Genomic DNA, 26,101 nt, shown 5'->3' on the forward strand with positions numbered 1-26,101 from the left:
AGTTTTCCGGCCCTATCTACCCCAAAAGCAGTGGGGCAAAGCCGGGACCGGATTCGAGTGGGCCGCCAGTGACGTTTTGCTAGAGTCGGGCCTTTGCTTAAGCCCACTGCTCGTCGACTTTGCCGTCGTGGCCGCAAAACACCGCGCGAGTCAGACCGCTGAATATGCCGTGTTCGACGATGCCGGGGATGGCGTTCAGACGTTCGTTCAGGGTTTTGCCGTCCAGATTGGGTTCGAAGGCCACGTCCAGCACCAGGCTGCCGTGCGAGGTCACCACCAGGCCGTCCTGGTTCGGGGTTTGCCGCAAGTTGCCGTGGCCGCCGATCGCCGCGACGCTGCGTTGTACCAAACGCCAGGCGAACGGGCTGACTTCGATCGGAATCGGGAAATTTTCGCCGATTCGTTTTACCCGTTTGCTGGCGTCAATCAAGACCAAAAACGAGTCGGCGGTTTTGGCCAGCAGCTTTTCCCGCACCAGATCGTAGCCGCGGCCTTTCAACAGCGTCAGGTCCGGCGCCACTTCGTCGGCGCCGTCGACGTATAAATCCAGACCGTCGATATGTTCTATGCCCAACAATGCCAGGCCCAACTGCTTGGCTTTATTGGCGCTGACCACCGAGCTGGATACCACTTTGAATTTCAAACTCTCCTCGCTTTGCCGGCGCGCCAGTTCTTCGATGAAGAAATTGGCGGTGGAGCCGGTGCCGAGGCCGACGATCATGCCGTTTTGCACCTGCTGAGCCGCGTAGTGGGCAACGCGTTGTTTATCGTTCATGGCCGTCTCCTCGCATTTAGGGTGGTTTTACTCTTCCAGTTTGGCGATCCGCGTTTCCAGCGCCTTGAATTTTTGCAGTAGCTCCGGCAGCTTGGCCAGCGCCGCCAATTCCCGCCAGGCCACTTTACGGTCTTTGGCCGGGCTGCCGAACACTTGCGCGCCGGGATCGACGTCGGCCGAGATGCCGCTACGCGCCATCACCACGGCACGGGAGCCGATCTTGACATGGTCGGCGACGCCGGTGCTGCCGGCCAGAATCGCGCCGTCTTCGATGGTGCAGGAACCGGAGATGCCGGATTGGCCGCAGATGATGACGTTGCGGCCGACGATGTTGTTGTGGCCCAGTTGCACCAGATTGTCGATCTTGCTGCCGGCACCGATCTTGGTCGCGCCCAGCGCACCGCGGTCGATGCAGGTGTTGGCGCCGATTTCGACATTGTCGGCGATTTCGACGTGGCCGACGTGCGGTACTTTGACGTGCTGGTTGTCGCGGAATTTGTAACCGAAGCCGTCGGCGCCGATTACCGCGCCGGCGTGGATGATGACGTTATTTCCGATCACACTGTGGTCGTAAATCACCGCATTCGGATGAATGTGGCAGTGTTTGCCGATCGAGACGTGGTTGCCGATGCGGGCGCCGGCTTCGATGGTGCTGCTGTCGCCGATGCTGCTGTGTTGGCCGATCGTGGCGAACGGGCCGACGTGGACGTCGTAGCCTAGCGTCGAGGTATCGGCCAGTACCGCATGTTCGGACACCTGGCGTTTCAGCGCCGGTTCCGGGTGCAGTGCCTTCACCGCATTCAAGAAGCTGATTTCCGGGTCCTTGCACACCAACAGGGCCAGATTTTCCGGGATATCGCTGTCGATCAAGGCTTCGCTGATAAAGCAAGCGGAGGCTTGGGTGTCTTTCAAATATTTTTTGTATTTGCCGTCGCTCAGTACCGTCACCTGATGGGCGTGGGCAGACATGATGTCGGCGGCGGAGTTGATGAAGACCGACGCGTCGCCGCCGTGTACGGTGGCGTCGCAGTGTTGGGCCAGATCCTTAATCAGCATGTCGTTTCCTATTTCCAGATTCCAATAATATGGGTGAAGTCGTCGGTCCAGGGTTGCAGACCGAAGGTCAACGGTAATTTTTGCCAGTGGCCGAGCCGGCTTTGCTGCAAGCGTTGCAGGCGTTCCGGATTCTTGGCGATCACCACCCAGTCGGTGGCGACCACCAGAGGGACATCGGTTTCCGGTTTAAATTCCTGCAGCAAGGCCGCCAGATGCAACTGGTTGACGTGGTCGGCCATGACTTTTTTCAAAGCCAGGTGGCGGTTGGTGATGTGAAACGCCAGCAGGCCGTCGTCTTTCAGCTTGGCGAAGTATAGCTGCAAGGCTTCGCGGGTCAGCAGATGGGTCGGCACCGCATCCGAGCTGAAGGCGTCCATCACCAGCAAGTCGAAACTGCGGTCGGCGGCTTTGGCCAGCGACAGGCGGGCGTCGCCGACCACCATTTCGGCTTGCGGGTTGCAGCGGCTCAGGTAGCTGAACCATTTCGGATTTTGCGCCACCTCGACCACCAGCGGGTCGATTTCGTAAAACGTCCATTGCTGGCCGGGCTTGAAGTAGCAGGCCAGCGCACCGGCGCCCAAGCCGACCGCGCCGATATGCCAATGCTGGTTTTCGGCGTCGAACTCGGCGAACACTTGGCCGATCGGGCCGGGTTTGCTGTAGTAGGTCAACGGTGTCGTCAGGTTGCCGGGGGTCAGGCGTTGTGCGCCGTGTTTAGTGGTGCCGTGGTACAGCTCGTGCACGGTTTCCGGCTTCTGGTTTTCGTCCGGGATCACGGTGTCGCGCACCGACATCACGCCGAAAAAACTGCGTTCCTGGTACAGGGTGTTGGAGGCCATGCTGTGCAGGCCCAGCGTAAACAGCAGCAACACGCCGGTCAGCGAGCCCAGCGCGATCGGGCTATGGCGCAGTGCGTAACTGACGCCGGCCAGCAGGATCAGGGCGCCGCCGATCAGATCCAGATAATCAAACAATTCGCGGCTGCTGAAATAAACGATCAGGCCGACCGCCAACACCACGGCCGGGAAAATCGGCTGCAGAAACCATTTGCCGTCGAAAAAGCCGGGCCGCAACAACAGTGCCGCGACGATCATGATCGGGTATTCGTAGACCGAGTTGAACACGAACGGGGCGACGAAGGTATTGAACAGTCCGCCCAACATCCCGGCGAACGACATCACCAGATAAAAACGAGTCAGATATTGTGGATGCGGCCGGCTTTTCGCCAATTCGCCGTGGCAAACCATTACCGCCAGGAAAAACGCGATCAGGTGCAGAATCAGGTCCAGCCAATAAGGCAGCGTGGCCGGATTGATGAAGGAATAGGCGATGAATACCGTCAATACCGCCGGCTGCGCGGCCAGCATCCACGGCCGGAGCCGGTCGGCCCAGGTGCCGAACACCAGAATGAAGGTCAGCAGGTACAAGGTCAGCGGCACGATCCACAACAACGGTACTGCGGCGATGTCGGTACTGATGAACTGAGTCAAGCCGAGCAATAAACTGGACGGCACGAAAGCCAAGGCCAGCCAATGCAGTTGTTGCAACGTCGTGGGCGGTTCGACGCCGGCATCGGCCAGCACCTCGTCTTCGGCCTTATCGGCCTGATTCCGCCAAAAACTGATGCCGCAAACCAGAATCAGCAGGCACAAGCCGACGTAAGCACCACTCCAGGCCAGCTGTTGCGTCGTCAGGCCCAAATTGGGTTCGATCAAAAACGGGTAGCTTAATAGCGCCAACAGGCTGCCGGCGTTGCTGGCGGCGTATAAATAGTAGGGATCGCCGCTGCTGTGATGGCCGCTGTGCGAAAACCATTTTTGCAGCAACGGTGCCGTGGTCGACACCACGAAGAAGGGCAGGCCGATGGCCAGGAACAAAGTCCAAACCAGCCATAGCGTCGGATTGCCGGCGGTGGGCGGCGTCGCGTCTGCCGGCAACGCTACCGGTAACGCGATCGCACTGAATATCAGCAGCGCGGTATGGATTTGCAACTGGCGCTGGCTGCCGAAACGCGAACTGAGCCAATCGGCATACAGATAGCCGAGGAACAGTAAGGTCTGGTAAAACACCATACAGGTATTCCACACCGCAGGCGTGCCGCCCAGCAAGGGCAGCAGGATTTTGCCGAACATCGGCTGCAGCACGAACATTAACGTGGCGCTGGCGAACAGGGTGGCGGCGAATGGAATGACGGGAGAAATCGAAGATTGGCGGGCAGTTTGTGCGGTGCTGTTCATTGTTATTCTGATTGTGGCCGAACGAGTCGCGGCCCATCATAAAGCATTTGGCGGCGCTTGTGGCCGCTCCGGCGATACGAGTGACCAGCCTTTGCCGCCGGGGGAAGCGAAAGGGCGGAAGTTTTGTTCGCTCGGTGACGCATTGTTCGCAGGGGCGATATCGGCCGCGTCAAGGTTTTGGCGACTTCCATCGCGGCCGGCCCCGTATTGGCGTGCCCGAGTCCGGCTGCTGGTCGCCAGCCTTCAATAGCCAACTCGGTTAGCGGGAGCGGATCGGCGGATGGCGGTTGCCGAGTGCGTCCAAATCGTCCAGGCTCATAATCGGCGAATACATCAGGTCTTTGATGTCGGTAGAGCGGGTCCAACCCAAATCCATTTCGCCGATCGCGCGCTTGGTCATTTTCAGAAAGCGGGTTTCCACTGCCGGACTGGTCGCGGTATCTCCCGGTTGGTGCATGCGTGCGGCAGAAACGACCGAGCAGCGGCAATCGCGGTCGTGGAAGGAAAATTGAAAACGAAAATTGCGGTCACGAGCATTGATGTCGCGGTTGGTCAGGAATACGAAATGGGTGTGCTTGCCGCCTTCCGGCAAGCGTCGCATCACCGTACCGGCTTGTTCGAAGATGTCTTGCGCGGCGTATTGTTGAGTGCCGGGAAAGGCGTGCAAGCGCAAGCTACCCAGCGGCAACGTGGCCTTGACCCGAATGCCGAACTCCTTAGTCAACGTTTTCGCCATTTGTGCGGCGTAATCGGCGGAGAAATCGTCTAGCGGTAGTAGATAGACATCGACCGGACCGGTTTTCTCTGCCGGCTGGGTCTTGGTCTGAGGGGGCGCGGGTTTAAAGTCGGGAATCGGCGCCAGGGTTTCGGCGGGCGCCGGCGTTTCGATCGCCGCGCAGCCGGTCATGATGACCGCGATTGCGGTTAAGAGTGCTGGAGATTTCATTGATTAGATCCTAAACGGTGAAACAGACTTGGCCGGCGGCAGCTGGTTAGCTGCGCCGCTTTAGTGGTCGAGTGAGCTAGCGGACGGTGGGGCTCGAATGCCGACCGTAGCCGGAATTCTAACGATTCGCCGCCCATGTGCCAATCTTGACTAGCGTGTTAAAGTCAGCCGCTATCCCCCGGCGCTGCTGGCGGAATAACTTCAAAACCGGTTATTGGTAGTTTTCAACATGTACAGCCCCGTTCAGTTTCAAGAGCACGACCCACAGCTTCTCCAGGCATTGATGCGGGACTACCCGTTGGCATGCCTGATTACACCGACTTCAACGGGAACGGAAATCAATCACCTGCCGTTGCTTTGGCGCGATGACGGCTCTGAGCAAGGCGTGTTGCATGGTCATGTCGCCCGCAACAATCCGGTTTGGCGCGAATACGACCGACGCCGGCCGGCGTCGGCGGTGTTCCAAGGCCCCAACGCTTACATTTCGCCAACCTGGTACGTCGGCACGCGCGAGCATGGCAAAGTTGTGCCGACCTGGAATTACGCCGTCGTGCATGCTCATGGCCGGCTGCGGGTGGTAGAAGATGCCGCTTGGTTGCATCGACACTTGGCGGAGATGACCGACGTGCAGGAGGCCGGTCTGGCCTCACCGTGGGCTTTGGCCGATGCGCCGGCCGAATTTACTGGCAATTTGCTGAACCAGATTGTCGGTATCGAAATTGCCGTCGAGCGCTTGGAGGGGAAATGGAAAGTCAGTCAAAACCAGCCCGTCGCCAATCGGCTTGGGGTAATCGCAGGATTGCAATCCAGCAGCCAGCCGCAAGCGGTAGCAATGGCGGATCTGGTGCGACGGTGTTTGGGCAAATGATTGCCGGCTGCGCGGCGTCAAGAATCTGACTGGAAATCCGTGCCGGGGCGGCAATAAATTGCGCCTTTGCCAGGCTTCGGCGGATGAAATTTTTTTGTTTCTATGTAAGTTGTTGTTATTTTTATGTAAAAGTTATGTGGCATGGAAAGTGAATGATCCGGGTAGGCGGCAATAATGCCAAACTCATTAGAGATTTATCGGGAGAACGATCATGCCATCACCAATGGTCATCAATACGAATATCGCTTCATTGAACAGCCAGAAATATCTGAGCCGGACTAACGAAAGTCTGCAAACGTCCATGGAGCGCTTGTCTTCAGGCATGCGGGTCAACAGCGCGAAAGACGACGCGGCCGGTTTGGCGATTGCCGACCGGATGACTTCGCAGATCCGCGGTATGACGGTTGCCATGCGCAACGCCAACGACGGTATTTCCATGGCGCAAACTGCCGAGGCCGGCATGGGAACGCTGACCGAAACCTTGCAACGGATGCGCGATCTGGCGATTCAGGCGGCGAACCGGGCGGCGGTCAGCAATGGCGACCGGCAAAAACTGCAAACCGAGTTTGCCCAGTTGGGCGACGAGTTGCAGCGGATTATCACCAACACCGAGTTCAACGGTAAGAAAATCCTGAACGGCTCGTTGCAAGGCGCGAACTTCCAAATCGGTGCCAACACCGCCTCGGATAACCAGATTTCGGTGACGGTATCCAATTTGTTGAGTATGTCCGGCATCAACGAGCTGTTCGGCACTAACCGCTCGATCGGTAGCGCTGCGACTTCCACGTTCGTGCGGTCCGCGATCGATGCGATCGATACCGCGATCGAGAAGATCGATATCTTCCGTTCCAACCTCGGTGCGATTCAAAACCGTTTCACGACCACGATTGCTAATCTACAATCGTCTATCGAGAACCAAAGTGCGGCGCGGTCCAGAATCATGGATGCCGACTTCGCTTCGGAAACTTCGAATCTGACCCGCAGCCAGATCCTGCAACAAGCCGGCACGGCGATGTTGGCGCAGGCGAATCAGGTCTCGCAAGGGGTCTTGAAACTATTGCAATAAACCGGGCTACCAGGCGCGAGGTATGACAGAAACGATCGATTTGGCGGATGAACAAGCGCTGGGGCCGTTAACGACGAACGCGTTCGGCGACCGCTACTTTTTCAATCTGAATCGCCACGCGTTCGATAAGCTCGGCGCGGCGGCGTTGTTCGAGACCAAGTTCGGCGATCTGTTGTTCAGGGAAGACGAGCTGAACATCGTTGTCGGTACCGATTGCGGCATGTTGTTGCAGTATTTGCGCGGCAAGACTTTGCCGAAGGGTACCCGATATATTTTTATCGAGCCGGATCGGGTATTGCAGGCCTTGCTCAGCCATGACTTGCTTGGGGAGACAGACGAACGTATCGTTTGCGTCGGTCCCGGCGAGTGGCCGCAGACCCTGCAAAAATTCAAAGCCGCCGATTATTTTTATATCGATGCGGTGAAATCGGTCAATGCGTTGTGCGCACAGGACGATTTTATCGACGAATACGCCGAGTTGAGTTGGCACGTCGCCGAAGTTCTGTCGCAACTGAACTGGCGGTATAGCGCCGAATTGGGTTCGGAAGCGTTTATTGCCCGGCAAATCGCCAATGCAGCCGACAACCGGTTGCCGGCCAAATTATTGGCAAAGGCGTTCAGCGGTAAAACGGTGGCAATTCTTGCCGGCGGGCCGTCGCTCGATCAGGCTTTGCCCTGGGTAATCCAGCATCGGCAGCAGTGCGTGGTATTTGCCGTCTCCCGCATTTCCAGGCAATTGCTGGCCGCTGGTATCGAACCGGACTTCGTGTTTTCCGTCGACCCCACCGATTTAAGTTTCGATATCAGCAAGGAAATGCTGAACTTCAGCGAAAAAACCGTTTTTGTCTGTTCTTACCACACTGTGCCGACGTTGGTCAGTCAATGGCCGGGCACGATGCTCTATCTGGGGGCCCGCTTGCCCTGGCAGAGCGACTTGAATATCAAAAACCTGAGCAGCGCGGGTCCTACCGTGACCAATACGGCCTTGAACATGGCCTACGAATTCGGTTTCAGTCGCATTATCTTATGCGGCGTCGACCTGTGTTTTACCCGCGAGGGCTTTACTCACGCCAAAGGCAGCGACGAACAATTGGCTGGGCCGCGGTTCAATCTCACCTCATTGCAAGTTGAGACCAATGGCGGTTATCTGGCGCCAACCAGTTGCGATTTTGCCCAAGCGATCAAGTCGTTGGGACGGCAGACCCAGTTGCTGAGCCGTGCCGGTTGTCGCATCGTCAACCTGGCCGAGGGCGCCGCAAAAATCGAAGCGGTGGAATACCTGCCGGCGGCGTCGTTGCTGCTGGACTCAGAACCTGTCGACGTGGATTCCATTCTGACGGCACGGCTGTCATCGGCGAGCGGCGGGTGCCAGGATCTCGAACACGTTCATGCCGAATTGAAACGCGCGCAACACCAAGTCAAAGCGATTGCCAAACTGTCTGCTAACGCCCGCCAAATTAATGACGCGATGTATCGGAGCGAGGGTACGGTCGTCAGTTTTAAAGACAAGAAAAACCTCGACCAAATCGAGAAAAAATTTAAGCGCGAATATCGGCAATACAGCCGGCTGGTCAAAAAATTCGGTATTCGCAGTTTCATCAAATTGACCAAGCCGTTCGACGATGCGGAATGGAGCGCCGAGGAAGCCCGCCAATTGGGCAACGTTTATTACGATGCCTATGCCGAAGGCGCCAATAAGTTGTTGGCTTTGATCGATGCAGCGATCGATCGGGTTTCTGCGCGTCGGCAAGAGCAAATGCCGCAGCCCGATTTTGCTCAGCTGCTTGCTCAGGCGGAAACAGACCGCAGTTACGGCCGAGTCAAATTGTGGCGGCGAAAATTCGGCGAAGAATCGTTACCGGCCGGGTTCGCTGCTGAATTTGCCGAGATGGAGCGGCGTTATGCGGACGTCTTGAGCGATCGCAATACCAAGCACATGGCTCGAGCCAAGAGCCACAGCAATCTGGCTGCGGTAAAGCATCGGGCCGGTTTGCTGTTCAAACATCGCAAAACGGCAGAACTGCGAGATTTGCTTGCCGCACTGGATAAGCACGAGCAACAGCAGGCGGCAAATTGTTACCGCTTTTTGGTCGAGGGCTATCTGGCCGAATTGCAGGAGTGCCCGGAAGATGCGTTGGACGCTTACCAGCGAGTGGTCGATTTGGGGGATGCCTTGCTGGAGGAAGCTTTGGCCAGAATTGCCGCGATCGGCGTCAGTCACGACGACGGGCAAACGGCCAGATTGGCTTTGGAGTGCTTGTCGCAATTGAATCCGGTGTATTTGCCGTTCTACGCCGAAATTCAACGGTTGCAGCAGGACATGGTTGCGGCTATCGATTCGTACGCGGCGTATATCGGGCAGTTCCCGCAAGACGTACTGGTACAGATGAAATTGGCGGCGTTGTACGGCGAATGCCGGATTTACGATGGGGCGGATATGATGCTGGATTACATTTTGCAGCAAAAACCGGATTACGCTGCGGCGTTGGCTTTGAAGCGGCACCTGTCGGAGCAGAAAACGGCGGGTTAGGGCTAAAGATTTCGCGTTGTCGGGCGATAAGCTTGGCAGTGCTATCTTTTGTTCTGGAGGTGTGCGATGGCTGATTCGATATCCGGTATTAATTCATCCAGTCTGCTGGCAGCGGTGTTGCAGCAGGCATCGAATAAGCAAGAGTTGGCGGTGGCTGTCGTCAAAAAAGGCCAGGAAGTCGAAGCCGCCCAGGGAGAGGCCGCGCTGAAGCTGATTGATTCGGCCGCTACAACTGCTGCCGGCAAAATCGATACTTACGCTTGATGCGTGTTCGCGGCGCTCAGGTTCTTTTCAAGATCAATTCCAATACCAGTTTGCTGCCGAAATAAGCCAAGAGCAGCAGCACAAAGCCAATCAGCGTCCATTGGATTGCGGTACTGCCACGCCAGCCGTACCGCAGTCGCCCGACCAACAACCCGGAAAAAATCAACCAAGCGCAAATTGACAGGACTGTCTTGTGGGCCAGATGCTGCGCGAAGATGTCTTCGATAAAAATGAAACCGCTAATCAGCGCAGCGGTTAAAAACACCAATCCTGTGCCGATCATTTGAAATAACAAGGTTTCCATCGCTTGTAGCGGTGGCAGCGCCAGCATTAGTCTTTTCGGCTGGTGGCTGCGCAGTTGTTGGTCTTGAATCGCCAGCAAGATGGCCTGAATCGCCGCGATATTCAACAAACTGAACGCGACGATGGAAGTCAGAATGTGGACGCTCATCTGCCAACTATGCGTAACCAGCGGATGGTTGGTTTCCGGAAAAATCATATCCAGGCCGATCAATGCCGCCGCCAGAGGGAATACCGCGACGCCGAGTTTTTCGACCGGCTTGTCCAGTGCGGCGCATAGTAGAAACCACGAGATGACTAGCGCTACCAGGGTCGCTGCGTTAAAGAAACTGAAGTTGAAAGGTTGTTCGCCAAGGAAGATGGTCCCGGCGTAAGCGGCATGCAATGCGGCGCCGATCCAGGCCAGGCGGATAGGCACCGGGCGGCGCTCCTGTCCGGCGAAAAGGTCCTTCGCGATGAAAGTGGCCGCGGCCAAATAGCATAAAACCGATAGGATGCCGAGAATTGCGATATTCATTGGAGTGGCGGGGCAGAATTATCAAAAGGCGTTGCGTAGGCCTTATGTTAAACTAAGCCCGAGTATTGTTCTAACTCCGCTTGAGCCGGAACGAGTCGTAATTAACCAGCTAAACAAGACGTATCTATGTTCGATAATTTATCCGATCGCCTGAGTGGCACACTTAAAAAAATAAAAGGCCAAGGCCGTCTGACCGAGAGCAATATTCAGGAGACCATGCGCGAGGTGCGGATGGCTTTGCTGGAGGCCGATGTCGCTTTGCCGGTGGTGACCGACTTTATCGAGCAAGTTACTCAGCGCGCGCTCGGCCAGGAAGTGCAAACCAGTTTGACGCCGGGTCAGGCTCTGATCAAGGTGGTGCAATCGGAGCTGATAAATGTGATGGGTGCGGCCAACGAAGAGTTGAATCTGCGTACCAATCCGCCGGCCATCGTGTTGATGGCGGGCTTGCAGGGTGCCGGTAAAACCACGACGGTCGCCAAGCTGGGCCGGCATCTGAAAGAGAAGAAAAAGAAAAAAGTCGGTGTGGTCAGTGTCGACGTCTACCGGCCCGCAGCAATCAAACAATTACAAACCCTGGCTGACGACATCGGTCTGAAGTTTTTCGAGAGCGATGCCAGCGAGAATCCGGTCGATATCGTCAATCGGGCGCTTGATGCGGCTAGACGCCAATTCGTCGACGTACTAATCGTCGATACCGCCGGCCGGCTGCATGTCGACGACGAGATGATGGCCGAGATCAAGGCCTTGCATGCCGCGATCAAGCCGATCGAAACCTTGTTTGTCGTTGACAGTATGACCGGCCAGGATGCCGCCAATACCGCCAAAGCCTTCCACGACGCGCTGCCGTTGACCGGTGTGATCCTGACCAAAGCCGATGGCGACGCCCGCGGCGGTGCGGCATTGTCCATTCGTCAAATCACCGGTAAGCCGATCAAATTCATCGGTGTCGGCGAAAAAACCGATGCGTTGGAGCCGTTTTATCCGGACCGGCTGGCGTCTCGTATCTTGGGTATGGGCGACGTGTTGTCGCTGATCGAAGATATCGAACAAAAGGTCGACAAGAAAAAAGCCGAGCAATTAGCCAAGAAGCTGCAAAAAGGTAAAAGCTTCGATTTGGATGATTTGAAGGAACAGTTGTTGCAGATGCAAAACATGGGCGGTCTGGGGGCGATGATGGATAAGTTGCCTGGTATGAACAATGTGCCGAAAGATATTAGGGAAAAGGTCAACGACAAGGATTTGGCGCATCAGATTGCCGTGATCAATTCGATGACCAAGCAGGAGCGGCGGTTTCCCGATTTGATCAAGGGTAGTCGCAAGCAACGTATTGCCGACGGTTGCGGCCTTGATTTACAAGCGGTAAATCGGGTGTTGAAACAACATCAGATGATGGAAAAGATGATGAAGAAGTTCAGCAAAGGCAATATCACCAACATGATGCGCGGCTTGAAGAGTAATATGCGCGGCCTGAGAATGTGATCGGCGCAATTTGTCCTTCACTTATTCGCAAAATCGCGTAGAATAGGTTGATTAAATTTTTTGATTCAATGTTTTTTAAGGTATTCAAATGGTAAGCATTCGTTTGTCCAGAGGCGGCGCAAAGAATCGTCCTTTTTATCATGTTGTCGTAACCGACAGCAGAAGCAGCCGCGACGGTCGCTACATTGAGCGGGTCGGTTTTTTTAACCCGCTGGCACGTGGTGCGGAGCAGCGTCTGGTGTTGGATGCTGAACGCGTTCAATATTGGAAAGCCAACGGTGCTCAGCCGACCGACCGTGTTGCCAGACTGATCAAAGACGCTGCTAAAGCTGCCGCGTAACGCTTAGTTTTGCAGGCAGGGGAGTATCTGAACGTCGGACAAGTATCCGGCGTTTTTGGTGTAAAGGGCTGGGTAAAAGTGTTTTCTTTTACCGATCCCCGCGAAAATATCCTGAAATATTCGCCATGGCTGTTACAAAAACACGGCCAGCGCCATGAATTGAAAGTTGTTGGTGGTCGCCGACAAGGCAATTTGATTGTTGCCCAGCTTGAAAATATTGGCGACAGGGATGCTGCCGCCGAGTGGATGGGTGCGGAAATTCTGATTCGCAAGCAGCAATTGCCCAAGCCTGAAGCGGGTGAATTCTACTGGGCCGATTTGATAGGCCTGTTAGTAGAAAACCAAGCAGGTTTCAGGCTAGGTACCGTCGATCATTTGCTGGAGACCGGAGCCAACGATGTCTTGGTCGTTATCGACGGCGAGACTGAACGTTTGATACCGTTTTTGCAGCCCAGCACGATTTTGAAAGTCGACTTGGTTGGCGGGTTGATCGTCGCCGATTGGGATCCGGATTTTTAGGCGGATATGCATTTCGATGTGGTCAGCCTTTTTCCGGAGATGGTCTCCGGAGCGGCAGGTTATGGCGTAACCGGGAAAGCGATAGAAAAAGGTTTGGTCGGTTTATCGGTCTGGAATCCGCGCGATTACGCGCACGACCGGCACAAAACGGTAGATGACAGGCCATACGGCGGCGGGCCCGGCATGGTAATGAAGTACCAGCCTTTATTGGATGCTGTAAACGACGCAAAACGGAGTCAGCAGCTGGATGGAGCCAAAGTTGTGTATTTGAGCCCGCAAGGGCGATTGATCACACAGGCCCTGTTGCAGGATGCCAGCACCAGCCCGCGTTTGATTCTGATTGCCGGACGATATGAAGGTATCGACGAACGATTTATCGAACATGCTTGCGATGACGAGTGGTCGTTGGGCGACTATGTGATCAGCGGCGGCGAACTTGCAGCTTTAATTGTAATAGACGCGATCAGCCGCTTGATACCGGGGGTGCTGGGCGACGAGGAGTCGGCTAAACAGGATTCCCATGCCGAAGGCTTATTGGATTGCCCGCATTACACGCGGCCTGAGCGTAGTGAGCTCGGCAATGTTCCCGAGGTCTTGTTGGGCGGTAATCATGCGGCGATCCGCCGCTGGCGAATGAAGCAAGCCTTGGGTAGAACCTGGGTGCGACGGCCGGATTTACTGGAAAAACGCGAATTAAGTGCAGAGCAGGACGCCTTGCTGAAAGAATTTAGAAACGAAGTTGTTAAATAGGGTGTGGTTATGAGTAAAATTATCGAAGAATTGGAAGCGGAACAGCTGAAAAAAGACGTCCCTGAATTCGGTCCGGGCGATACTGTGGTTGTTCAAGTCAGAGTGACCGAAGGTAGCCGCGAGCGGCTGCAGGCTTTCGAAGGCATCGTTATCGCCAAGCGTAATCGCGGTTTGAATTCCGCATTTACCGTCAGAAAAATTTCCCACGGCGTTGGTGTTGAGCGTGTGTTTCAGACCCACAGCCCTGCGGTTGGCAGCATCGAAGTCAAGCGCCGTGGTGATGTGCGCCGTGCCAAGTTGTATTATCTGCGCGATCTGGCCGGTAAAGCCGCCCGGATTAAAGAAAGACTTTCTTAAGCCGTTGCTATCCGATTGGCAGCAATCGGATCGGCTCCGAAAAAGGCGGCTATCAGGCCGCCTTTTTTTTGCCGCTCATTTTGAATAATCCATGACCTTGCATATTGTTTGGCAGCCAACAGCGGATGCGGAACCGCACACAATTGGGGTGCCGGTATTTGGTGTTGAATTGTTATTGACCTTGCGCGGGTCGGTCATCGTCGACGCCTCCTGGCGGATGCAGGCACTTCCGGCGGAGGGGGATCTGCCTGATCTGGCGCTACATGTTCGGCAATATCTACTGGATCCGGATAATACTGATTTGCAACTTAAGCTGCTAACTCAGGGTAGCGAATTCAGCAAAAAGGTCTGGAACGCGTTGTTGGCAATACCGGTCGGTCGGACGTTGACTTATGCTGAATTGGCCAAATGCTTGGATTCGGCTCCGCGCGCTGTTGCTGCTGGTTGCAAACGTAACCCTTACGCCGGAATCATTCCTTGCCATCGTGTTGTCGCAAGCCAAGGTATTGGCGGCTTTATGGGCCAGATCGAAGGCGAGTTCGTTCAGTTGAAAAGGCAGTTGCTCGACTACGAGCGCCGTTTGCGCGATTCGGAAGCATGAATTCGAGTCAGTCCATAGAAGTTTTCTTAAATGCGCTTTGGCTGGAATTCGGGTTAAGCGATAACACGCTCGCCGCCTACGGCAGCGATTTGAAGCAATTTTCTGCGTGGCTGAAGCATAAAGAGTTGCCGGCCGCGGACGAATCGGATATCAAAGGGTTTTTGGCCCACCTGCGGCAACTTGGTACTTCCAGCCGCTCCTCGGCGCGCAAGTTATCCTGTTTGAAACGGTTTTACGGTTATTTGCTACGAGAGGCAAAAATCGTCGTCGACCCTACCCAACTGGTAGATGCGCCGCAATTAGGCCGATATTTGCCGGGTTCGCTGTCCGAGAGCGATGTCGAAACATTGCTGGAGGCTCCGGAAATCAGCAGCAATTTGGGTTTTAGAGACAGAACCATGCTGGAAGTGCTGTACGCAACCGGGTTGCGGGTATCGGAATTGGTTGGACTGAGTTTTTCACAGATCAATTTTCGCCAAGGGTGTTTGCGAGTGGTCGGCAAGGGCGATAAAGAGCGCCTAGTCCCAATCGGCGAGGAAGCCCTGGATTGGGCCGAACGTTACATCAAGGGAGCCAGACAAGCGTTACTGGGCGGCCGCCAAAGCGACTATTTGTTTGTTACCGCGCGCGGCGATGCTATGACACGGCAGGCTTTTTGGCATATCATCAAGCGTTACGCCAAGCTGGCCGGAATTGACAAACACTTGTCGCCGCATACCTTACGCCACGCGTTTGCGACTCACTTGCTGAACCATGGTGCCGATCTGCGCGTGGTGCAGTTGTTGTTGGGGCATTCCGATCTGTCTACAACCCAAATTTATACCCATATCGCTCAACAGCGCTTGAAAGAACTCCATCGCCAACATCACCCTAGAGGTTAAACATGAGCAATTTGATCCATCCAACGGCTTACATCGAAAGCGGTGCGATTTTGGCGGAGAACGTACGCGTCGGGCCGTTTGCGGTGGTCGAAGCCGGAGCCAGCGTCGGTTCCGGTAGCCAAATCGGTGCTCATGCCGTCGTCCACGGCCGAGTAAAAATGGGGGCGAATAATATTCTGCACCCGCATGCCGTATTGGGCGGGCTCCCGCAGGACACCGGTTTTCAGCCGGAAACCGAGTCATGGTTGGAAATCGGCGATGGCAACGTGTTCCGGGAAGGTTTTACCGCCCATCGAGCCACCAAGGCCGGTGCGGCGACTATGATCGGGTCAGGTTGTTATTTCATGAATAACAGTCACGTCGCGCATGATTGCCGGGTTGGCGATAACACCATTTTTGCCAATAACGTGGCGATTGGCGGTCACGTCGAGGTCGGAAATAATGTGTTCATGGGCGGTGCGGTAGTGGTTCACCAATTTTGCCGGGTCGGGTCTTACGCCATTATCCAAGGTACAACCGGTATCAACATGGACGTGATACCGTTTACGTTGATCGGCGGCCGTCCGGCAAAGCATTACCGACTGAATATCGTCGGCCTGAGGCGGGCTGGGATTGCTGGCGATAGGCTCAAAGCGCTTTCCGCCGCATTCAGATTGCTAAGAAATAAAAAAAGCCTCGATGAATTGCAATCTACCGAAGAACTGCAATACTTAAAAAATTGGTTGGCCGCCGATTCGAAGCGTGGATTGCACGGTTTCATGTCGATAGCGCCGACCGATCACGACTAAAGGGAGCTAGGCCCGTTGAGAACCGCGATTTATCCGGTTCCGCACTTCGGGCAGCGATTCGGCACACAGCCAGAAATAACCGCCATGAAAATACACGTAATCGATAATGCCGGGCAAATAGAGCCATTGCTGCTGATGGCTGAGGCCGAAGTGGCGTTCTATACCGACGAGATACAGGCGCTAAATGCCGCGGAACAGGATAAGCCTGGGCTGATTTTGTTGAATTATGCGTTACGCGAAGCTGATACCGCCGAATATACCGGTTTGTTGTTGAATGCCGCTCCGGCCAGCAATATTGTGATCATTGGCAACGATCTGGCTACGGAGCAAGTGGTCAGTTGCGTGTTGGCTGGAGCCAAGGGCTACCAAAACAGCGATTCGCTGGCGCTTTATATCAATCGCATGATTCGGGCGGTAGCTGCCGGCGAAGCGTGGTTAGGGCGTAAGCTCGTCGCCAGTTTATTGGATGCGGTGCATAAAGCTTGTGTCGGCCAGGACGCATTGTAAGTTAGTAGTGTAATCCTAGTTCGAAGTAAAACATTTGACCGCTGATCGGCAGGTTATAAGGATAACTGGCGGTTGCCGGTTCCGTGCCGTCAGAGTCCAACAAATTGCGGGCCGAGGCTGTCAAATCCAAATATCCCATCAGTTTTTTCGCATTCAGCGTCAAGTCCAACGTCTCATAATCTTTTAACAGCCGGGTATCTCCCGGACTGCTTAGTCTGTGGCCGATCCAGTTGATCTGGGTTTGAATTTGCCATTTCGGCAGAAAGTTCCAGGCCAGCGCCGAATACACGTGGTGTTCCGGCACGTTGCTGACGCGAGTGTGCGTCGCTTCGTTGCGGGCGAATTGCCAGGCATAGTTACCGCGCAAATTCCAATCCGGCAGAAACTTCCAGTCCCACTCGAACTCGCTGCCATAGCCGTCCTGTCCGGATGTGTTTTGCTCGGTCAGTGTGGTCGAACTGGCGATAGGTCCGCTGATCAGGTCGTGGATTTCGTAATGGTACAAATTCAGCGCCGTTCTGAGCGTTTTGCTCGGATGATAATCGAACGCCAATTCCGTGGTGGCGATGGTTTCCGGACTCAAACTCGGATTGCCTAGAAATAGCGTGCTGTTTTGTTGGTATTGCTCCAAAAAGCTCGGCGCCCGGTAAGCTTGGCCGTAAAGCAATTTGCTGGTGAACTGTTCGTTGACATCCCAAACCAGCGCCGCCCTTGGGTTAAGCGTGCTGCCGAAGTCGGAATAGTGGTCGAAGCGCAGACCCGTGGTCAAATGCCAATCCGGGGCAAACTGCCATTCGTCTTGAAACGCTGTGGACCAGATATCGCGGTGTTGGTCGTCCAGAAACGTGAAAGGCGTCCCGGTCAGATTTTGCAGCGGACCACCCAGGCTGGTGATGCCGGCGCCGTAATTGCGGGCCTCCTCGGTGTTTAGCTCCTCGTAGCGGAAGCCGGCGATCATCCTGATGATATGGTTGGAAAAGCCCTTGTAAATACTGGTCAGTTCGAAACTGGGTACCGTATTTTTAAAACCGGCGACGAAGCGCAGGCCATTAGGAAACGGCACCAAGGCATTGATCAATGCCGGTTGTCCGGTGACGTTGCCGCTGGCATCCAATGGTAGTATCGATCCGGGAGGAAAGCCGTAAATATCTGCTGAAACGTCCGTATGCAAGAAACTGGCGTGGGCCTGCAACTCCCAATCCTGAAAATCGTCTTCGGTCGAATAACGAATGTCGGCGAGATAGTTGCTGCCGTTGCCTTTGCCGCGGTTATCCAAAGCGCCGAAAGCCCCGGATCTAAAACCGTAATCCGATTCGTTGAAGGCCCAGAAACCCAAATCCCAATGTTTGCGTTGCAGATTCAGATGGCCGTTCCAGCGTTCGTTTTGAGTTTGCATTGGCCCCGGCGCCAGGGAAGCGCGGGTCGACAGCAACTGGTCGATCTGGCTTTGCGCATCGGCTTTGATGATTCGGTCCGGGTCTACCCCATTGTGGCTGTATTGCAGGCTACCGGCCACGTCCCAGCCCTGCCATTTACCGCCGTATTGGCCCCAGGCGCTCTTGGTGTCGGCGTTGCCGCCGCGGGCGCCCACGTTAAATCCGTCGATGTCGGCCGCTTTTTTGGTGACGATATTGATGACGCCGGCGAAGGCGTCGGCACCGTAAAGCGCGGAACCCGGCCCGCGAATCACCTCGACGCGTTGAATGTTCTCCACCGGCATGATCATGCCGGCCATGTGGGTGCCTTGGTAAGGTAACGAAAAGCGGGTGCCGTTGATCATCAGCAATACTTCGGAATTGGTCTCGTTGCGGATGCCGCGCATGGTGTAGCTGTAATCGTTGGTCACAGGTTGGATCGTGACATGCATGCCGGGCACGGTTTCCAGAACTTCATGCAAATCGGTGGCGCCCATCGCCGCGATTTGTTCGGCGGTAATAACGCTGGTGACCGCTGCGGATTGGGCGATCGGTTTGGATGTGCCTGACGCGATTGTTACCGATATATTGGCCAACTCCGCCGGCGACATATCCAGTAAATCGTTCATGCTTTTGTCGGCGTGTGCCGCTTGGCTAATCAAGGTAAGCCATAAACCAGGTTTGAACAGCCGTTTTTTCAAAGCACCAGACATAACAAATCTCATAAGTCCCGTAGGGGCACCGGCTTGGCGATGCCGTAACCTTGCGCGTAATTGACGCCCAGGGTTTGCAGTAAATCAAAGATAGACTCGTTTTCGACAAATTCGGCAATTGTTTTCTTACCCATCACGTGCGCCACTTCGTTGATCGACTTGACCATCGTCAGATCCACTCGATCTTCCACAATGTCTTTGACGAACAAACCGTCAATTTTCAGATAGTCGACCGGCAGGTTTTTCAAATAAGCAAATGAAGACAAGCCGCTGCCGAAATCGTCTAAAGAAAACGAGCAACCTTTGCCGCGCAGCGATTCCATGAATTGGCGGGCGTAAGACAGGTTGCTGATCGCCGCGGTCTCGGTGATCTCGAAACAGATTTTCTCGGTCGGAATTCGCCATTTCTGGAATTGTTCGCCGATGAAACCCAGCATGGTTTGGTCCGACAGTGACAGACCGGACAGGTTGACCGAGCACATTTCCAGGCGCTGCAACAAATCCGGTGTCGTTGCCAAATACTCGAACAGCGAGGAAATGACCCAGCGGTCCAGCGGCGGAGCCATGTTGTAGCGTTCCGCCGCCGGCAGAAATGCGCCGGGCGGGATGATTTTGCCCTGGTCGTCGCGGTAGCGGATCAGGGTTTCGAAGTGTAAGGCCTCGTGGTTGTGATTCACCGGCACGATCAACTGGCCGAACAATTGGAAGCGATTTTGTTCGATACCCAATCGAATCTTCTCGACCCATTGCATTTCGCCCTGGCGCAAGGTTAATTCCTCGTCGTCCGGGCTGAACACATGCACCCGGTTCCGGCCTTTTTCTTTCGCCGCATAACAGGCGGCGTCGGCTTCCTTCAACACGTCGACCGCATTGCCGCTGGACCGGTTGATGGGGGCTACGCCGATGCTGACGCCGATGCTGAAGCTGCGGTTTTCCCAGGCGAACTGAAAGTCGCAAATCGCATTTCGCAATTTTTCGCCGGTGATGACAGCCTGATCCAGAGAGCAGTACGACATCAAAATACCGAATTCGTCGCCGCCCAAGCGGGCCAGGATATCCATCTTGCGCACTTGTTGTCGTAATAACTCGCCAAGCTGCCGTAACAATTCGTCGCCGGCCAGATGGCCGCAGGTATCGTTGACGATCTTGAATTGGTCCAAATCAAGGTAACACAACACGTGGGCGCTGTTGTCGTTTTGGGCTTGCAACACCAGATTCTGGATATGGATGTCGAATTGGCGGCGGTTGACCAGGCCGGTCAGTTCGTCGTGGCTGGCCTGGTAAGCGATTTTTTCCGACAGTCGGCGGGTTTCGGTAATGTCTTCGCACACCAGCAACATATGCGGCAGATTGTTTTCGTCCTTGACCAGGCGCGCCGTTTCCCTGACCCAAATCGTATTGCCGTTGCGGCAAACGATGCGGCTTTCCAGTTTGTGTACCTGCTCCGGGTGGTCGCGGCAAATTTGCAGGAACTGGTTGCAGTTGCCGATATCCTCCGGGTGAGAGAAGGCGAATAACGAACAACCCTGCAATTCTTCGACCCCCAAACCCAACTGTCGGGCGCCGAAGCGGTTGACCGAGATAATTTGGCCGTCCAAGTCCAGGTTGAATACCATCGTCGGGTTATTGTCGTAGAGCGCCTGATAGTTGTTTTTGACGCTGACCAGCGCCTTGTTCTGAGTTTCGACGGTATCCAGCATGTCGTTGAAAGCGTCCACCAGGATGCCCATTTCGTCGCTGCTGTGTTTTTCGGCGCGTAACGAATAATCGTGGTCGCGGCTGACTTTCTGCGCAGTACGCGCCAACTGGGAAATGGGCTTGGCGACCCGGTTCAGCAACGGCGCCGTCAGCAAAAAGGTGATGAACAATGCGACGAACAGGACCAACAGCACCACGCCGACGAATTTCAACTCCCGCCAGAAGGCGGTGCTGAGGTCGGACGACAAATACACCGCACCGATGATCTCGCCGTCGAGCAACATCGGTTGGTAAACGTACAAGGACAATTGGTCGAAGTGGGTATATAAACCTTGTTGGCTGGCCGGACACTGGTTCGCCGGATTGTCCAGTGCGGTAAACAGTCCGCCCGCCTTGTCGTATAAGCAAGCGCTGCGCACATCGGGCAGATTGGCTAAAGAGGCCAGGTTTTCCTTGGCCAGATTGGCGTCGTCGAACATCACCGCCGCGATACTGCGGTTGGCGATCAGCCCGGCGACGGCCAGCAGGTCGTCTTGGGCCTTGCGTTTGACGTCGCTGATATTGATCGTCACCAGAATCACCAGCGCCAGCAGCATCGAGAACAAACTGGATGTGATCGCGATCGTAAACAGCTTGGATTTGATCGACAGTCGAGCGAAAAACTTACTCAAGCTCTCCTCCCTCGACCAATGTGGCGACTTCGATCAGTTTGGCGCTGACGTTCAGGCCGTTTTTTTTCAACGCTTTCAGGTTGATATGCAATTTGACTTTGGTGTCGTCCAACACAAAGCCGATCATGCCGCCGGATTCGGCAAAAAACGGCTGACTGCTGACCGTCAGCGCCGTTTTAAACGAACCGACAGTTAACACCCCTGCCACGGGCTGTTCGGGGCGCAGGTCCGGATTATCGAAATAGGCGATGTCGCAATCGCGCGCCTGTTTGGCAGAGTCGAAATGGATCAGCTTGATCGGCTTATCCTGAGCGGTTTTGCTTTCCAGCGGATCAAGCAAGTGGCCGAACGGATCGTTGCCGATAATGCAAATGTTGAACGTGGGGCTGGCTTTGGCCGGCCAGGTAATGAACTTGGTGAAATTATAGAGATAGGCCGCTTTAACCTTGTATTCCAATTCGTTGTCGTCGGCGTGTGCTTCCTGAGCGATAACGCAGCACAGGAAGCTCCAGCCGAATGCGACGCAAATGCGCCGCAGTGTCCGCGCCTCAGCGAGAGAAAAAACGGAAACCAAGTTATTGCCTGCCGAAAAAAATCATGGGGCAAGGATAGTTGAAAAATCACTGGCTGCAGAAAAAAGCCCGTAGCGCGCGGATCATATAGCCGTGGTCCAAAACCCCGGCACTTTCGCGGATACTGTGCATGGCCCACATGGGCGAGCCGACGTCCACGCTGCGCACGCCCAGTTTCGCCGAGGCAATCGGGCCGATCGTACTGCCGCAGGGGAGGTCGCCGCGGTGCGCGTATTTCTGGTAGGGCACGTCCGCGTCGCGGCAAAACCGGATGAATTCGGCTTCCGACACGCATTCCGAGGCATAGCGGTGGTTAACGTTAATCTTGATGGCCGGGCCGTGATTGACGATGACTTTATGGCCGGGTTCGTAGGCGCCGGGAAAGCCGGGCTGGTAAGCGTGAGCCATATCGGCGCTGACCATAAAGCTGTTGGCCAGGGCGCGGCGGTAGCCGTCGGCGCGGTCGCAGCAGTCGGTGGCGATACGTTCCAGCACGTCCGGCAAAAAACTGCCTGCCGCGCCTTTACAGCTCTCGCTACCGATCTCTTCGTGGTCGAAAAAGGCGCAGACCAGCGTATTCCCGCTATTCAGTACCGAAGCGTCCAACATCGCCGTCAAACCTGCGTGGCAAGACGCCAGATTATCCAGCTGGCTGTCGGCGTAGAATAAGCGATCGGTGCCCCAGAATACGCCTTTTTGGGTGTCGTAGACGTTCAATTCCCAACTCAACAGACTGTCGCCGTCGATGCCGGCAGAGTCGGCCAACAGCTGGCGAAAATAATTAGCAGGCAATTGTTCGGCAGCGCTGGCCAATATCAAGGCCAACTCGTTTTGCTTTTGCAGTTTCAAGCCGTCTTCGTTAACGCCGCGGTTCATATGAATCGCCAGATTCGGCAAGCGCAACAGCGGTTGGTCGAAGCGCAGCAAACGGCTGCCGACGCTGCCGTCCGCCTGACTGAATGCGATACGGCCGGCCAGACTGAGATCGCGGTCGGTAAAAGTTGCCAGAATCGGCCCGCCGTAAATTTCGACGGCCAGACGCTGAATTTTGTCGGATTCCAACACCGGCTGCGGTTTGACCCGCAATCCGGGCGAGTCGGTGTGGGCGCCGAGCAGCTTAAAGCCTTTGCTGGCCAAGTCTTCCCGACCCAAAACGAAGGTGACCACTGAAGAGTCGTCTCGAATCACGTAATAACGGCCTCCGGCACTCAAACTCCAGGCGTCGCCCTCGTGCAGGCGCTGAAACTGAAACGCCTGCAGGCGTTGTTCGATGCAGGCTGCCGCATGCCAGGGGCTGGGGCTGGCGTCGATAAAGTCCAATAAATCCTGTACTTGCCGGTGTGCGCTCATGTTTTCTTGTCCAGAGTTAACGCCACCGAATTGATGCAATAGCGCAATCCGGTCGGTAACGGGCCGTCTTCGAATACGTGGCCGAGATGGGCGCCGCAGGAATGGCAGGTCACTTCGGTACGGCGCATGCCGTGGCTGGTATCGAGGTGCTCGTCCAAGCTCTCGTCATGCAGCGGATTCCAAAAACTGGGCCAGCCGCAGCCGGAGTGGAATTTATGTTCCGAGTCGAACAAGGCCGCGCCGCAACAGACGCAACGGTAGATACCGTCGTCTTCACAATCGGTGTATTTGCCGGTGAACGGCGGTTCGGTACCTTTTTCGCGGCAGACGCGGTATTGTTCCGGCGTCAGCTTTTCGCGCCAATATTTTTCCGGATCGTTTGAGTCGGTCATGGTGGCTATCCATATCAACGGGAGTCGACGGCCATTGTACTCAGTCTTCAGCGCTTGCTGAAGGCGGACAAATATTTTGGTTGATAATGTTAGAGAATTCTAATATTCTTTGGTCACATGGTTTTGCGGCGTATAACTACAATTATTCGATAAAGAGACCGTAATTTCGTGTTTATCTGAATATCAGCGAGGAGATTGTCATGGCAAGAATCGTAGTGTTGGGTGCAGGCATCGGTGGCGTGCCGATGGCTTACGAAATGAAGGAAACGGTGGGCAAACAGCATGAAGTGGTGGTGATTTCCGATTCGCCGACCTTCCATTTCGTACCTTCCAATCCCTGGGTGCCGCCGAAATGGCGCAAACCGGAAGATTTGAAAATCGAATTGGCGCCGGTGATGGCAAAAAAAGGCATCACCTTCATCCAAAAGGCAGCCACTAAGGTCGATCCGCTAAACAATAAAGTCGATCTGGCCGACGGTAGTGCGGTCGAATACGACTATCTGATCATCGCTACCGGTCCGCGTCTGGCCTTCGACGAGGTGCCCGGTTTGGGGCCGCATGGCGGACATACTTCATCGGTGTGCCATGTCGATCACGCGGCGTTGGCCGCCGAAGACTGGGACCGCTTCATGGCCGATCCCGGCCCCATCGTGATCGGGGCGGTGCAAGGCGCTTCCTGCTTCGGTCCCGCCTACGAATACATGATGATCATCGAAACCGAGTTACGCAAACGCAAGATCCGCGACAAGGTGCCTATGACCTTCGTCACTTCCGAACCTTACATCGGTCACTTGGGCCTGGGCGGCGTCGGCGACACCAAAGGCTTGTTGGAAAGCGCATTACGCGACAAGACCATCAAATGGATCACCAACGCCAAGGTCGACAAGATCGAAGCCGGCATGATGTATGTCACCGAAGTCGACGAAGATGGCAACGAAAAGAAGAAGCACGAACTGCCGTTCAAGCATTCGATGATGCTGCCGGCGTTCACCGGCGTCGATGCGGTGCGGCATTGCGGCGCGGAAGGTCTGACCAATCCGCGCGGTTTCGTCATCGTCGACGAACACCAGCGTAACCCGACCTATAAAAACATTTATTCGGTCGGCGTCTGCGTAGCCTTGCCGCCGGTGGAAAAAACCCCGGTGCCGACCGGTACGCCGAAAACCGGTTATATGATCGAATCGATGGTGACGGCAACGGCCCATAACATCCGCGACGAACTGGACGGCAAACAACCGACCGACAAGCCCAGTTTGAGCGCGCTATGTCTGGCCGATCTCGGCGATACCGGCGTGGCGTTTTTGGCCGTACCGCAAATTCCGCCCCGCAACACGACTTGGTCGAATCACGGCAAATGGGTGCATCTAGCCAAAATTGCCTTCGAAAAATACTTCATGCGCAAGATTAGAAAAGGCATCAGCGAGCCGTTCTACGAGCGGATGATGCTGAAATTCATGGGCGTCGTCCGCCTGAAATAGGAGGTGCTTATGTCTATCGATCGGATGGTGATGGCGTTTGCCGGCTCGTTTATTCTGGCCAGTCTGGCTTTGGCGCATTGGCATTCGCCGAATTGGTTGTGGTTTACCGCCTTCGTTGGCGCCAATTTGGTGCAGGCGTCATTTACCGGATTTTGCCCGTTGGCGATTATCCTGAAAAAGCTCGGCGTCAAATCCGGCTGCGCATTTTAGTTTGTTCCCTCTAGCCTAACCGCCGCTGGATTGGCGGTTAGGTCTTTTTCGGCTCAGATCCGACCGGAAAAAATCCGGTGGCCGCACTCTTGAAGTTTTCGTCATCGACCCTAATTTGTCGGTGTCCGGGCCGGACGGCTCGGTTACAACCAATGTTTTCAAAGCTTATTTGAATTGGGGAGAAAGAATCATGAGAGTCGAATATACGCCGATTTACCGTCCCAACCTGGGTTTGGGCCAATGGGCCGCAATGCTGGACGGCATTTTACAAAGCGACCGGCCGAATCACGATTATCCGGCCTTCGATATCGAAGTGGTCGGCGACAACCAGTTTGCGATCAGTTTGGCGGTACCGGGTTTCAGTCCGGACCAGTTATCGATCGAAACCGAAAACAAGGTGTTGACCGTCAAAGGCGAGAAACCGCAAGACGCCGAAAAACGGCGCTTCCTGCACCAAGGCATTTTTAGTCGCAATTTCGAACGCCGCTTCAACCTGGCCGAACACACCGAAGTCAACGGTGCCCATTACCGCGACGGGTTGCTGACCGTCAGGCTGGTGAAACGGATTCCGGAGGCAATGAAACCGCGGCGCATCGAGATCGATAACGTCGGCCAAGTGTTGAGTCCGGCGCAAGCGACATTGCCCATCGCATGAAACTGATCGCCAGTCGATGACGGTTTGAGCCCCGTTGTCAGCCAACGCCGGTGGCGGGGCTCTCGCCAATTTCCCTCTTTACAGCCTTTCCCTTCAGCATTCGGGCGATCAGCCGGAAAACGCTGACTGCTTGCCCGGATCTCAGTCGATGCGCCGGCATCGT

General features: G+C 55.2%; 26 protein-coding genes. 16 read left to right on the forward strand and 10 right to left on the reverse strand.

The window, feature by feature from the left end; translation table 11 throughout:
- Positions 1 to 97: 97 nt before the first annotated feature.
- From rpiA to PL263_RS18915, 4 genes are all read right to left on the reverse strand, one after another.
- On the reverse strand, positions 98 to 775 hold the full coding sequence (gene rpiA, locus PL263_RS18900) for a ribose-5-phosphate isomerase RpiA (RefSeq protein ID WP_278210839.1): 678 nt from the start codon (positions 773 to 775) through the stop codon (positions 98 to 100).
- Positions 776 to 802: 27 nt separating this feature from the next.
- A complete protein-coding gene (gene lpxD / locus PL263_RS18905) occupies positions 803 to 1,831 on the reverse strand; it encodes a UDP-3-O-(3-hydroxymyristoyl)glucosamine N-acyltransferase (RefSeq protein ID WP_278210840.1) in 1,029 nt (342 codons plus the stop codon).
- 8 nt (positions 1,832 to 1,839) lie between these two features.
- Positions 1,840 to 4,068: a fused MFS/spermidine synthase gene (locus tag PL263_RS18910; protein WP_278210841.1), complete on the reverse strand. Its 2,229-nt coding sequence runs from the start codon at positions 4,066 to 4,068 to the stop codon at positions 1,840 to 1,842.
- Positions 4,069 to 4,327: 259 nt separating this feature from the next.
- Positions 4,328 to 5,014, reverse strand: a complete 687-nt coding sequence (locus tag PL263_RS18915) for a hypothetical protein (RefSeq protein ID WP_278210842.1) — start codon at positions 5,012 to 5,014, stop codon at positions 4,328 to 4,330.
- Between the two features lie 229 nt (positions 5,015 to 5,243).
- Between PL263_RS18915 and PL263_RS18920 the strand changes: the two genes are divergently transcribed.
- From PL263_RS18920 to PL263_RS18935, 4 genes are all read left to right on the forward strand, one after another.
- On the forward strand, positions 5,244 to 5,882 hold the full coding sequence (locus PL263_RS18920; protein ID WP_278210843.1) for an FMN-binding negative transcriptional regulator: 639 nt from the start codon (positions 5,244 to 5,246) through the stop codon (positions 5,880 to 5,882).
- A gap of 211 nt (positions 5,883 to 6,093) precedes the next feature.
- A complete protein-coding gene (locus PL263_RS18925) occupies positions 6,094 to 6,948 on the forward strand; it encodes a flagellin (RefSeq protein WP_278210844.1) in 855 nt (284 codons plus the stop codon).
- Between the two features lie 22 nt (positions 6,949 to 6,970).
- A complete protein-coding gene (locus PL263_RS18930; protein ID WP_278210845.1) occupies positions 6,971 to 9,478 on the forward strand; it encodes a 6-hydroxymethylpterin diphosphokinase MptE-like protein in 2,508 nt (835 codons plus the stop codon).
- Between the two features lie 66 nt (positions 9,479 to 9,544).
- On the forward strand, positions 9,545 to 9,742 hold the full coding sequence (locus PL263_RS18935) for a hypothetical protein (protein WP_278210846.1): 198 nt from the start codon (positions 9,545 to 9,547) through the stop codon (positions 9,740 to 9,742).
- Positions 9,743 to 9,758: 16 nt separating this feature from the next.
- Here PL263_RS18935 and ccsA read toward each other — a convergent pair whose 3' ends face one another.
- Positions 9,759 to 10,460, reverse strand: a complete 702-nt coding sequence (gene ccsA / locus PL263_RS18940) for a cytochrome c biogenesis protein CcsA (RefSeq protein WP_347568923.1) — start codon at positions 10,458 to 10,460, stop codon at positions 9,759 to 9,761.
- Between the two features lie 225 nt (positions 10,461 to 10,685).
- Here ccsA and ffh point away from each other — a divergent pair, with 225 nt between their 5' ends.
- The 9 genes from ffh to PL263_RS18985 all read left to right on the forward strand — a co-directional run bounded on the left by ffh (position 10,686) and on the right by PL263_RS18985 (position 16,784).
- Positions 10,686 to 12,041 carry a signal recognition particle protein gene (ffh, locus tag PL263_RS18945; RefSeq protein ID WP_278210848.1) on the forward strand — a complete coding sequence of 452 codons (1,356 nt, stop codon included), beginning with the start codon at positions 10,686 to 10,688 and terminating at the stop codon, positions 12,039 to 12,041.
- Positions 12,042 to 12,129: 88 nt separating this feature from the next.
- Positions 12,130 to 12,381 carry a 30S ribosomal protein S16 gene (gene rpsP / locus PL263_RS18950; protein ID WP_140911734.1) on the forward strand — a complete coding sequence of 84 codons (252 nt, stop codon included), beginning with the start codon at positions 12,130 to 12,132 and terminating at the stop codon, positions 12,379 to 12,381.
- Positions 12,382 to 12,459: 78 nt separating this feature from the next.
- Positions 12,460 to 12,900: a ribosome maturation factor RimM gene (rimM, locus tag PL263_RS18955; RefSeq protein WP_347568924.1), complete on the forward strand. Its 441-nt coding sequence runs from the start codon at positions 12,460 to 12,462 to the stop codon at positions 12,898 to 12,900.
- A 6-nt stretch (positions 12,901 to 12,906) separates the two neighbouring features.
- Positions 12,907 to 13,650: a tRNA (guanosine(37)-N1)-methyltransferase TrmD gene (trmD, locus tag PL263_RS18960; RefSeq protein ID WP_278210850.1), complete on the forward strand. Its 744-nt coding sequence runs from the start codon at positions 12,907 to 12,909 to the stop codon at positions 13,648 to 13,650.
- 9 nt (positions 13,651 to 13,659) lie between these two features.
- Positions 13,660 to 14,007, forward strand: coding sequence for a 50S ribosomal protein L19 (gene rplS / locus PL263_RS18965; protein WP_054759399.1), 348 nt, complete (start codon positions 13,660 to 13,662; stop codon positions 14,005 to 14,007).
- 91 nt (positions 14,008 to 14,098) lie between these two features.
- Positions 14,099 to 14,608 carry a methylated-DNA--[protein]-cysteine S-methyltransferase gene (locus PL263_RS18970; RefSeq protein ID WP_278210851.1) on the forward strand — a complete coding sequence of 170 codons (510 nt, stop codon included), beginning with the start codon at positions 14,099 to 14,101 and terminating at the stop codon, positions 14,606 to 14,608.
- Complete coding sequence (gene xerD / locus PL263_RS18975) at positions 14,605 to 15,489, forward strand: site-specific tyrosine recombinase XerD (RefSeq protein ID WP_278210852.1); 885 nt, start codon at positions 14,605 to 14,607, stop codon at positions 15,487 to 15,489. The genes PL263_RS18970 and xerD overlap by 4 nt, the downstream gene beginning before the upstream one ends.
- Positions 15,490 to 15,491: 2 nt before the next feature.
- The gene (gene lpxA / locus PL263_RS18980; RefSeq protein ID WP_278210853.1) at positions 15,492 to 16,277 is read left to right on the forward strand and encodes an acyl-ACP--UDP-N-acetylglucosamine O-acyltransferase; all 786 of its coding nucleotides are present in this window, start codon (positions 15,492 to 15,494) and stop codon (positions 16,275 to 16,277) included.
- A gap of 84 nt (positions 16,278 to 16,361) precedes the next feature.
- Positions 16,362 to 16,784: a response regulator transcription factor gene (locus tag PL263_RS18985; protein WP_140911739.1), complete on the forward strand. Its 423-nt coding sequence runs from the start codon at positions 16,362 to 16,364 to the stop codon at positions 16,782 to 16,784.
- 1 nt (position 16,785) lies between these two features.
- On the opposite strand, the gene PL263_RS18990 is transcribed toward PL263_RS18985, so the two are convergent.
- Genes PL263_RS18990 through msrB form a run of 5 tightly spaced genes read right to left on the reverse strand, consistent with a single transcriptional unit; the run spans position 16,786 to position 23,595 of the window.
- A complete protein-coding gene (locus PL263_RS18990) occupies positions 16,786 to 18,912 on the reverse strand; it encodes a TonB-dependent receptor (protein ID WP_278210854.1) in 2,127 nt (708 codons plus the stop codon).
- An 8-nt stretch (positions 18,913 to 18,920) separates the two neighbouring features.
- Positions 18,921 to 21,281, reverse strand: coding sequence for an EAL domain-containing protein (locus PL263_RS18995; protein WP_278210855.1), 2,361 nt, complete (start codon positions 21,279 to 21,281; stop codon positions 18,921 to 18,923).
- A complete protein-coding gene (locus tag PL263_RS19000) occupies positions 21,274 to 21,855 on the reverse strand; it encodes a YfiR family protein (RefSeq protein ID WP_278210856.1) in 582 nt (193 codons plus the stop codon). The genes PL263_RS18995 and PL263_RS19000 overlap by 8 nt, the downstream gene beginning before the upstream one ends.
- 46 nt (positions 21,856 to 21,901) lie before the next feature.
- Positions 21,902 to 23,203, reverse strand: coding sequence for a M18 family aminopeptidase (locus PL263_RS19005; protein WP_278210857.1), 1,302 nt, complete (start codon positions 23,201 to 23,203; stop codon positions 21,902 to 21,904).
- A complete protein-coding gene (msrB, locus tag PL263_RS19010; protein WP_278210858.1) occupies positions 23,200 to 23,595 on the reverse strand; it encodes a peptide-methionine (R)-S-oxide reductase MsrB in 396 nt (131 codons plus the stop codon). Before msrB ends, PL263_RS19005 begins: the two co-directional genes overlap by 4 nt.
- Before the next feature lie 200 nt (positions 23,596 to 23,795).
- On the opposite strand from msrB, the gene PL263_RS19015 reads away from it, so the two are divergent.
- The 3 genes from PL263_RS19015 (at position 23,796) to PL263_RS19025 (ending at position 25,938) form a co-directional block, all read left to right on the forward strand.
- Entirely contained in the window at positions 23,796 to 25,073 is a 1,278-nt protein-coding gene (locus tag PL263_RS19015) for an FAD/NAD(P)-binding oxidoreductase (protein ID WP_278210859.1), read from the forward strand.
- A 9-nt stretch (positions 25,074 to 25,082) separates the two neighbouring features.
- A complete protein-coding gene (locus PL263_RS19020; protein ID WP_278210860.1) occupies positions 25,083 to 25,283 on the forward strand; it encodes a DUF2892 domain-containing protein in 201 nt (66 codons plus the stop codon).
- A 190-nt stretch (positions 25,284 to 25,473) separates the two neighbouring features.
- On the forward strand, positions 25,474 to 25,938 hold the full coding sequence (locus tag PL263_RS19025; protein WP_222101877.1) for an Hsp20 family protein: 465 nt from the start codon (positions 25,474 to 25,476) through the stop codon (positions 25,936 to 25,938).
- Positions 25,939 to 26,101 lie beyond the last annotated feature (163 nt).

It is taken from the genome of Methylomonas sp. EFPC3, assembly GCF_029643245.1.
In the GTDB taxonomy this organism is placed as follows: domain Bacteria; phylum Pseudomonadota; class Gammaproteobacteria; order Methylococcales; family Methylomonadaceae; genus Methylomonas; species Methylomonas koyamae_B.

Excerpts from the sequence above, each read along its gene's own strand:
- rplS (WP_054759399.1), top strand. The coding sequence starts at position 13,660 with ATGAGTAAAATTATCGAAGAATTGGAAGCGGAACAGCTGAAAAAAGAC.
- PL263_RS18915 (WP_278210842.1), bottom strand. The coding sequence starts at position 5,014 with ATGAAATCTCCAGCACTCTTAACCGCAATCGCGGTCATCATGACCGGC.
- PL263_RS18925 (WP_278210844.1), top strand. The coding sequence starts at position 6,094 with ATGCCATCACCAATGGTCATCAATACGAATATCGCTTCATTGAACAGC.
- PL263_RS19005 (WP_278210857.1), bottom strand. The coding sequence starts at position 23,203 with ATGAGCGCACACCGGCAAGTACAGGATTTATTGGACTTTATCGACGCC.
- PL263_RS18910 (WP_278210841.1), bottom strand. The coding sequence starts at position 4,068 with ATGAACAGCACCGCACAAACTGCCCGCCAATCTTCGATTTCTCCCGTC.
- PL263_RS18985 (WP_140911739.1), top strand. The coding sequence starts at position 16,362 with ATGAAAATACACGTAATCGATAATGCCGGGCAAATAGAGCCATTGCTG.
- rpsP (WP_140911734.1), top strand. The coding sequence starts at position 12,130 with ATGGTAAGCATTCGTTTGTCCAGAGGCGGCGCAAAGAATCGTCCTTTT.
- PL263_RS18990 (WP_278210854.1), bottom strand. The coding sequence starts at position 18,912 with ATGTCTGGTGCTTTGAAAAAACGGCTGTTCAAACCTGGTTTATGGCTT.
- xerD (WP_278210852.1), top strand. The coding sequence starts at position 14,605 with ATGAATTCGAGTCAGTCCATAGAAGTTTTCTTAAATGCGCTTTGGCTG.
- lpxD (WP_278210840.1), bottom strand. The coding sequence starts at position 1,831 with ATGCTGATTAAGGATCTGGCCCAACACTGCGACGCCACCGTACACGGC.
- PL263_RS18935 (WP_278210846.1), top strand. The coding sequence starts at position 9,545 with ATGGCTGATTCGATATCCGGTATTAATTCATCCAGTCTGCTGGCAGCG.
- lpxA (WP_278210853.1), top strand. The coding sequence starts at position 15,492 with ATGAGCAATTTGATCCATCCAACGGCTTACATCGAAAGCGGTGCGATT.
- PL263_RS19015 (WP_278210859.1), top strand. The coding sequence starts at position 23,796 with ATGGCAAGAATCGTAGTGTTGGGTGCAGGCATCGGTGGCGTGCCGATG.
- msrB (WP_278210858.1), bottom strand. The coding sequence starts at position 23,595 with ATGACCGACTCAAACGATCCGGAAAAATATTGGCGCGAAAAGCTGACG.
- trmD (WP_278210850.1), top strand. The coding sequence starts at position 12,907 with ATGCATTTCGATGTGGTCAGCCTTTTTCCGGAGATGGTCTCCGGAGCG.
- PL263_RS19025 (WP_222101877.1), top strand. The coding sequence starts at position 25,474 with ATGAGAGTCGAATATACGCCGATTTACCGTCCCAACCTGGGTTTGGGC.
- ffh (WP_278210848.1), top strand. The coding sequence starts at position 10,686 with ATGTTCGATAATTTATCCGATCGCCTGAGTGGCACACTTAAAAAAATA.
- PL263_RS18970 (WP_278210851.1), top strand. The coding sequence starts at position 14,099 with ATGACCTTGCATATTGTTTGGCAGCCAACAGCGGATGCGGAACCGCAC.
- PL263_RS18930 (WP_278210845.1), top strand. The coding sequence starts at position 6,971 with ATGACAGAAACGATCGATTTGGCGGATGAACAAGCGCTGGGGCCGTTA.
- PL263_RS19020 (WP_278210860.1), top strand. The coding sequence starts at position 25,083 with ATGTCTATCGATCGGATGGTGATGGCGTTTGCCGGCTCGTTTATTCTG.
- rpiA (WP_278210839.1), bottom strand. The coding sequence starts at position 775 with ATGAACGATAAACAACGCGTTGCCCACTACGCGGCTCAGCAGGTGCAA.
- PL263_RS18920 (WP_278210843.1), top strand. The coding sequence starts at position 5,244 with ATGTACAGCCCCGTTCAGTTTCAAGAGCACGACCCACAGCTTCTCCAG.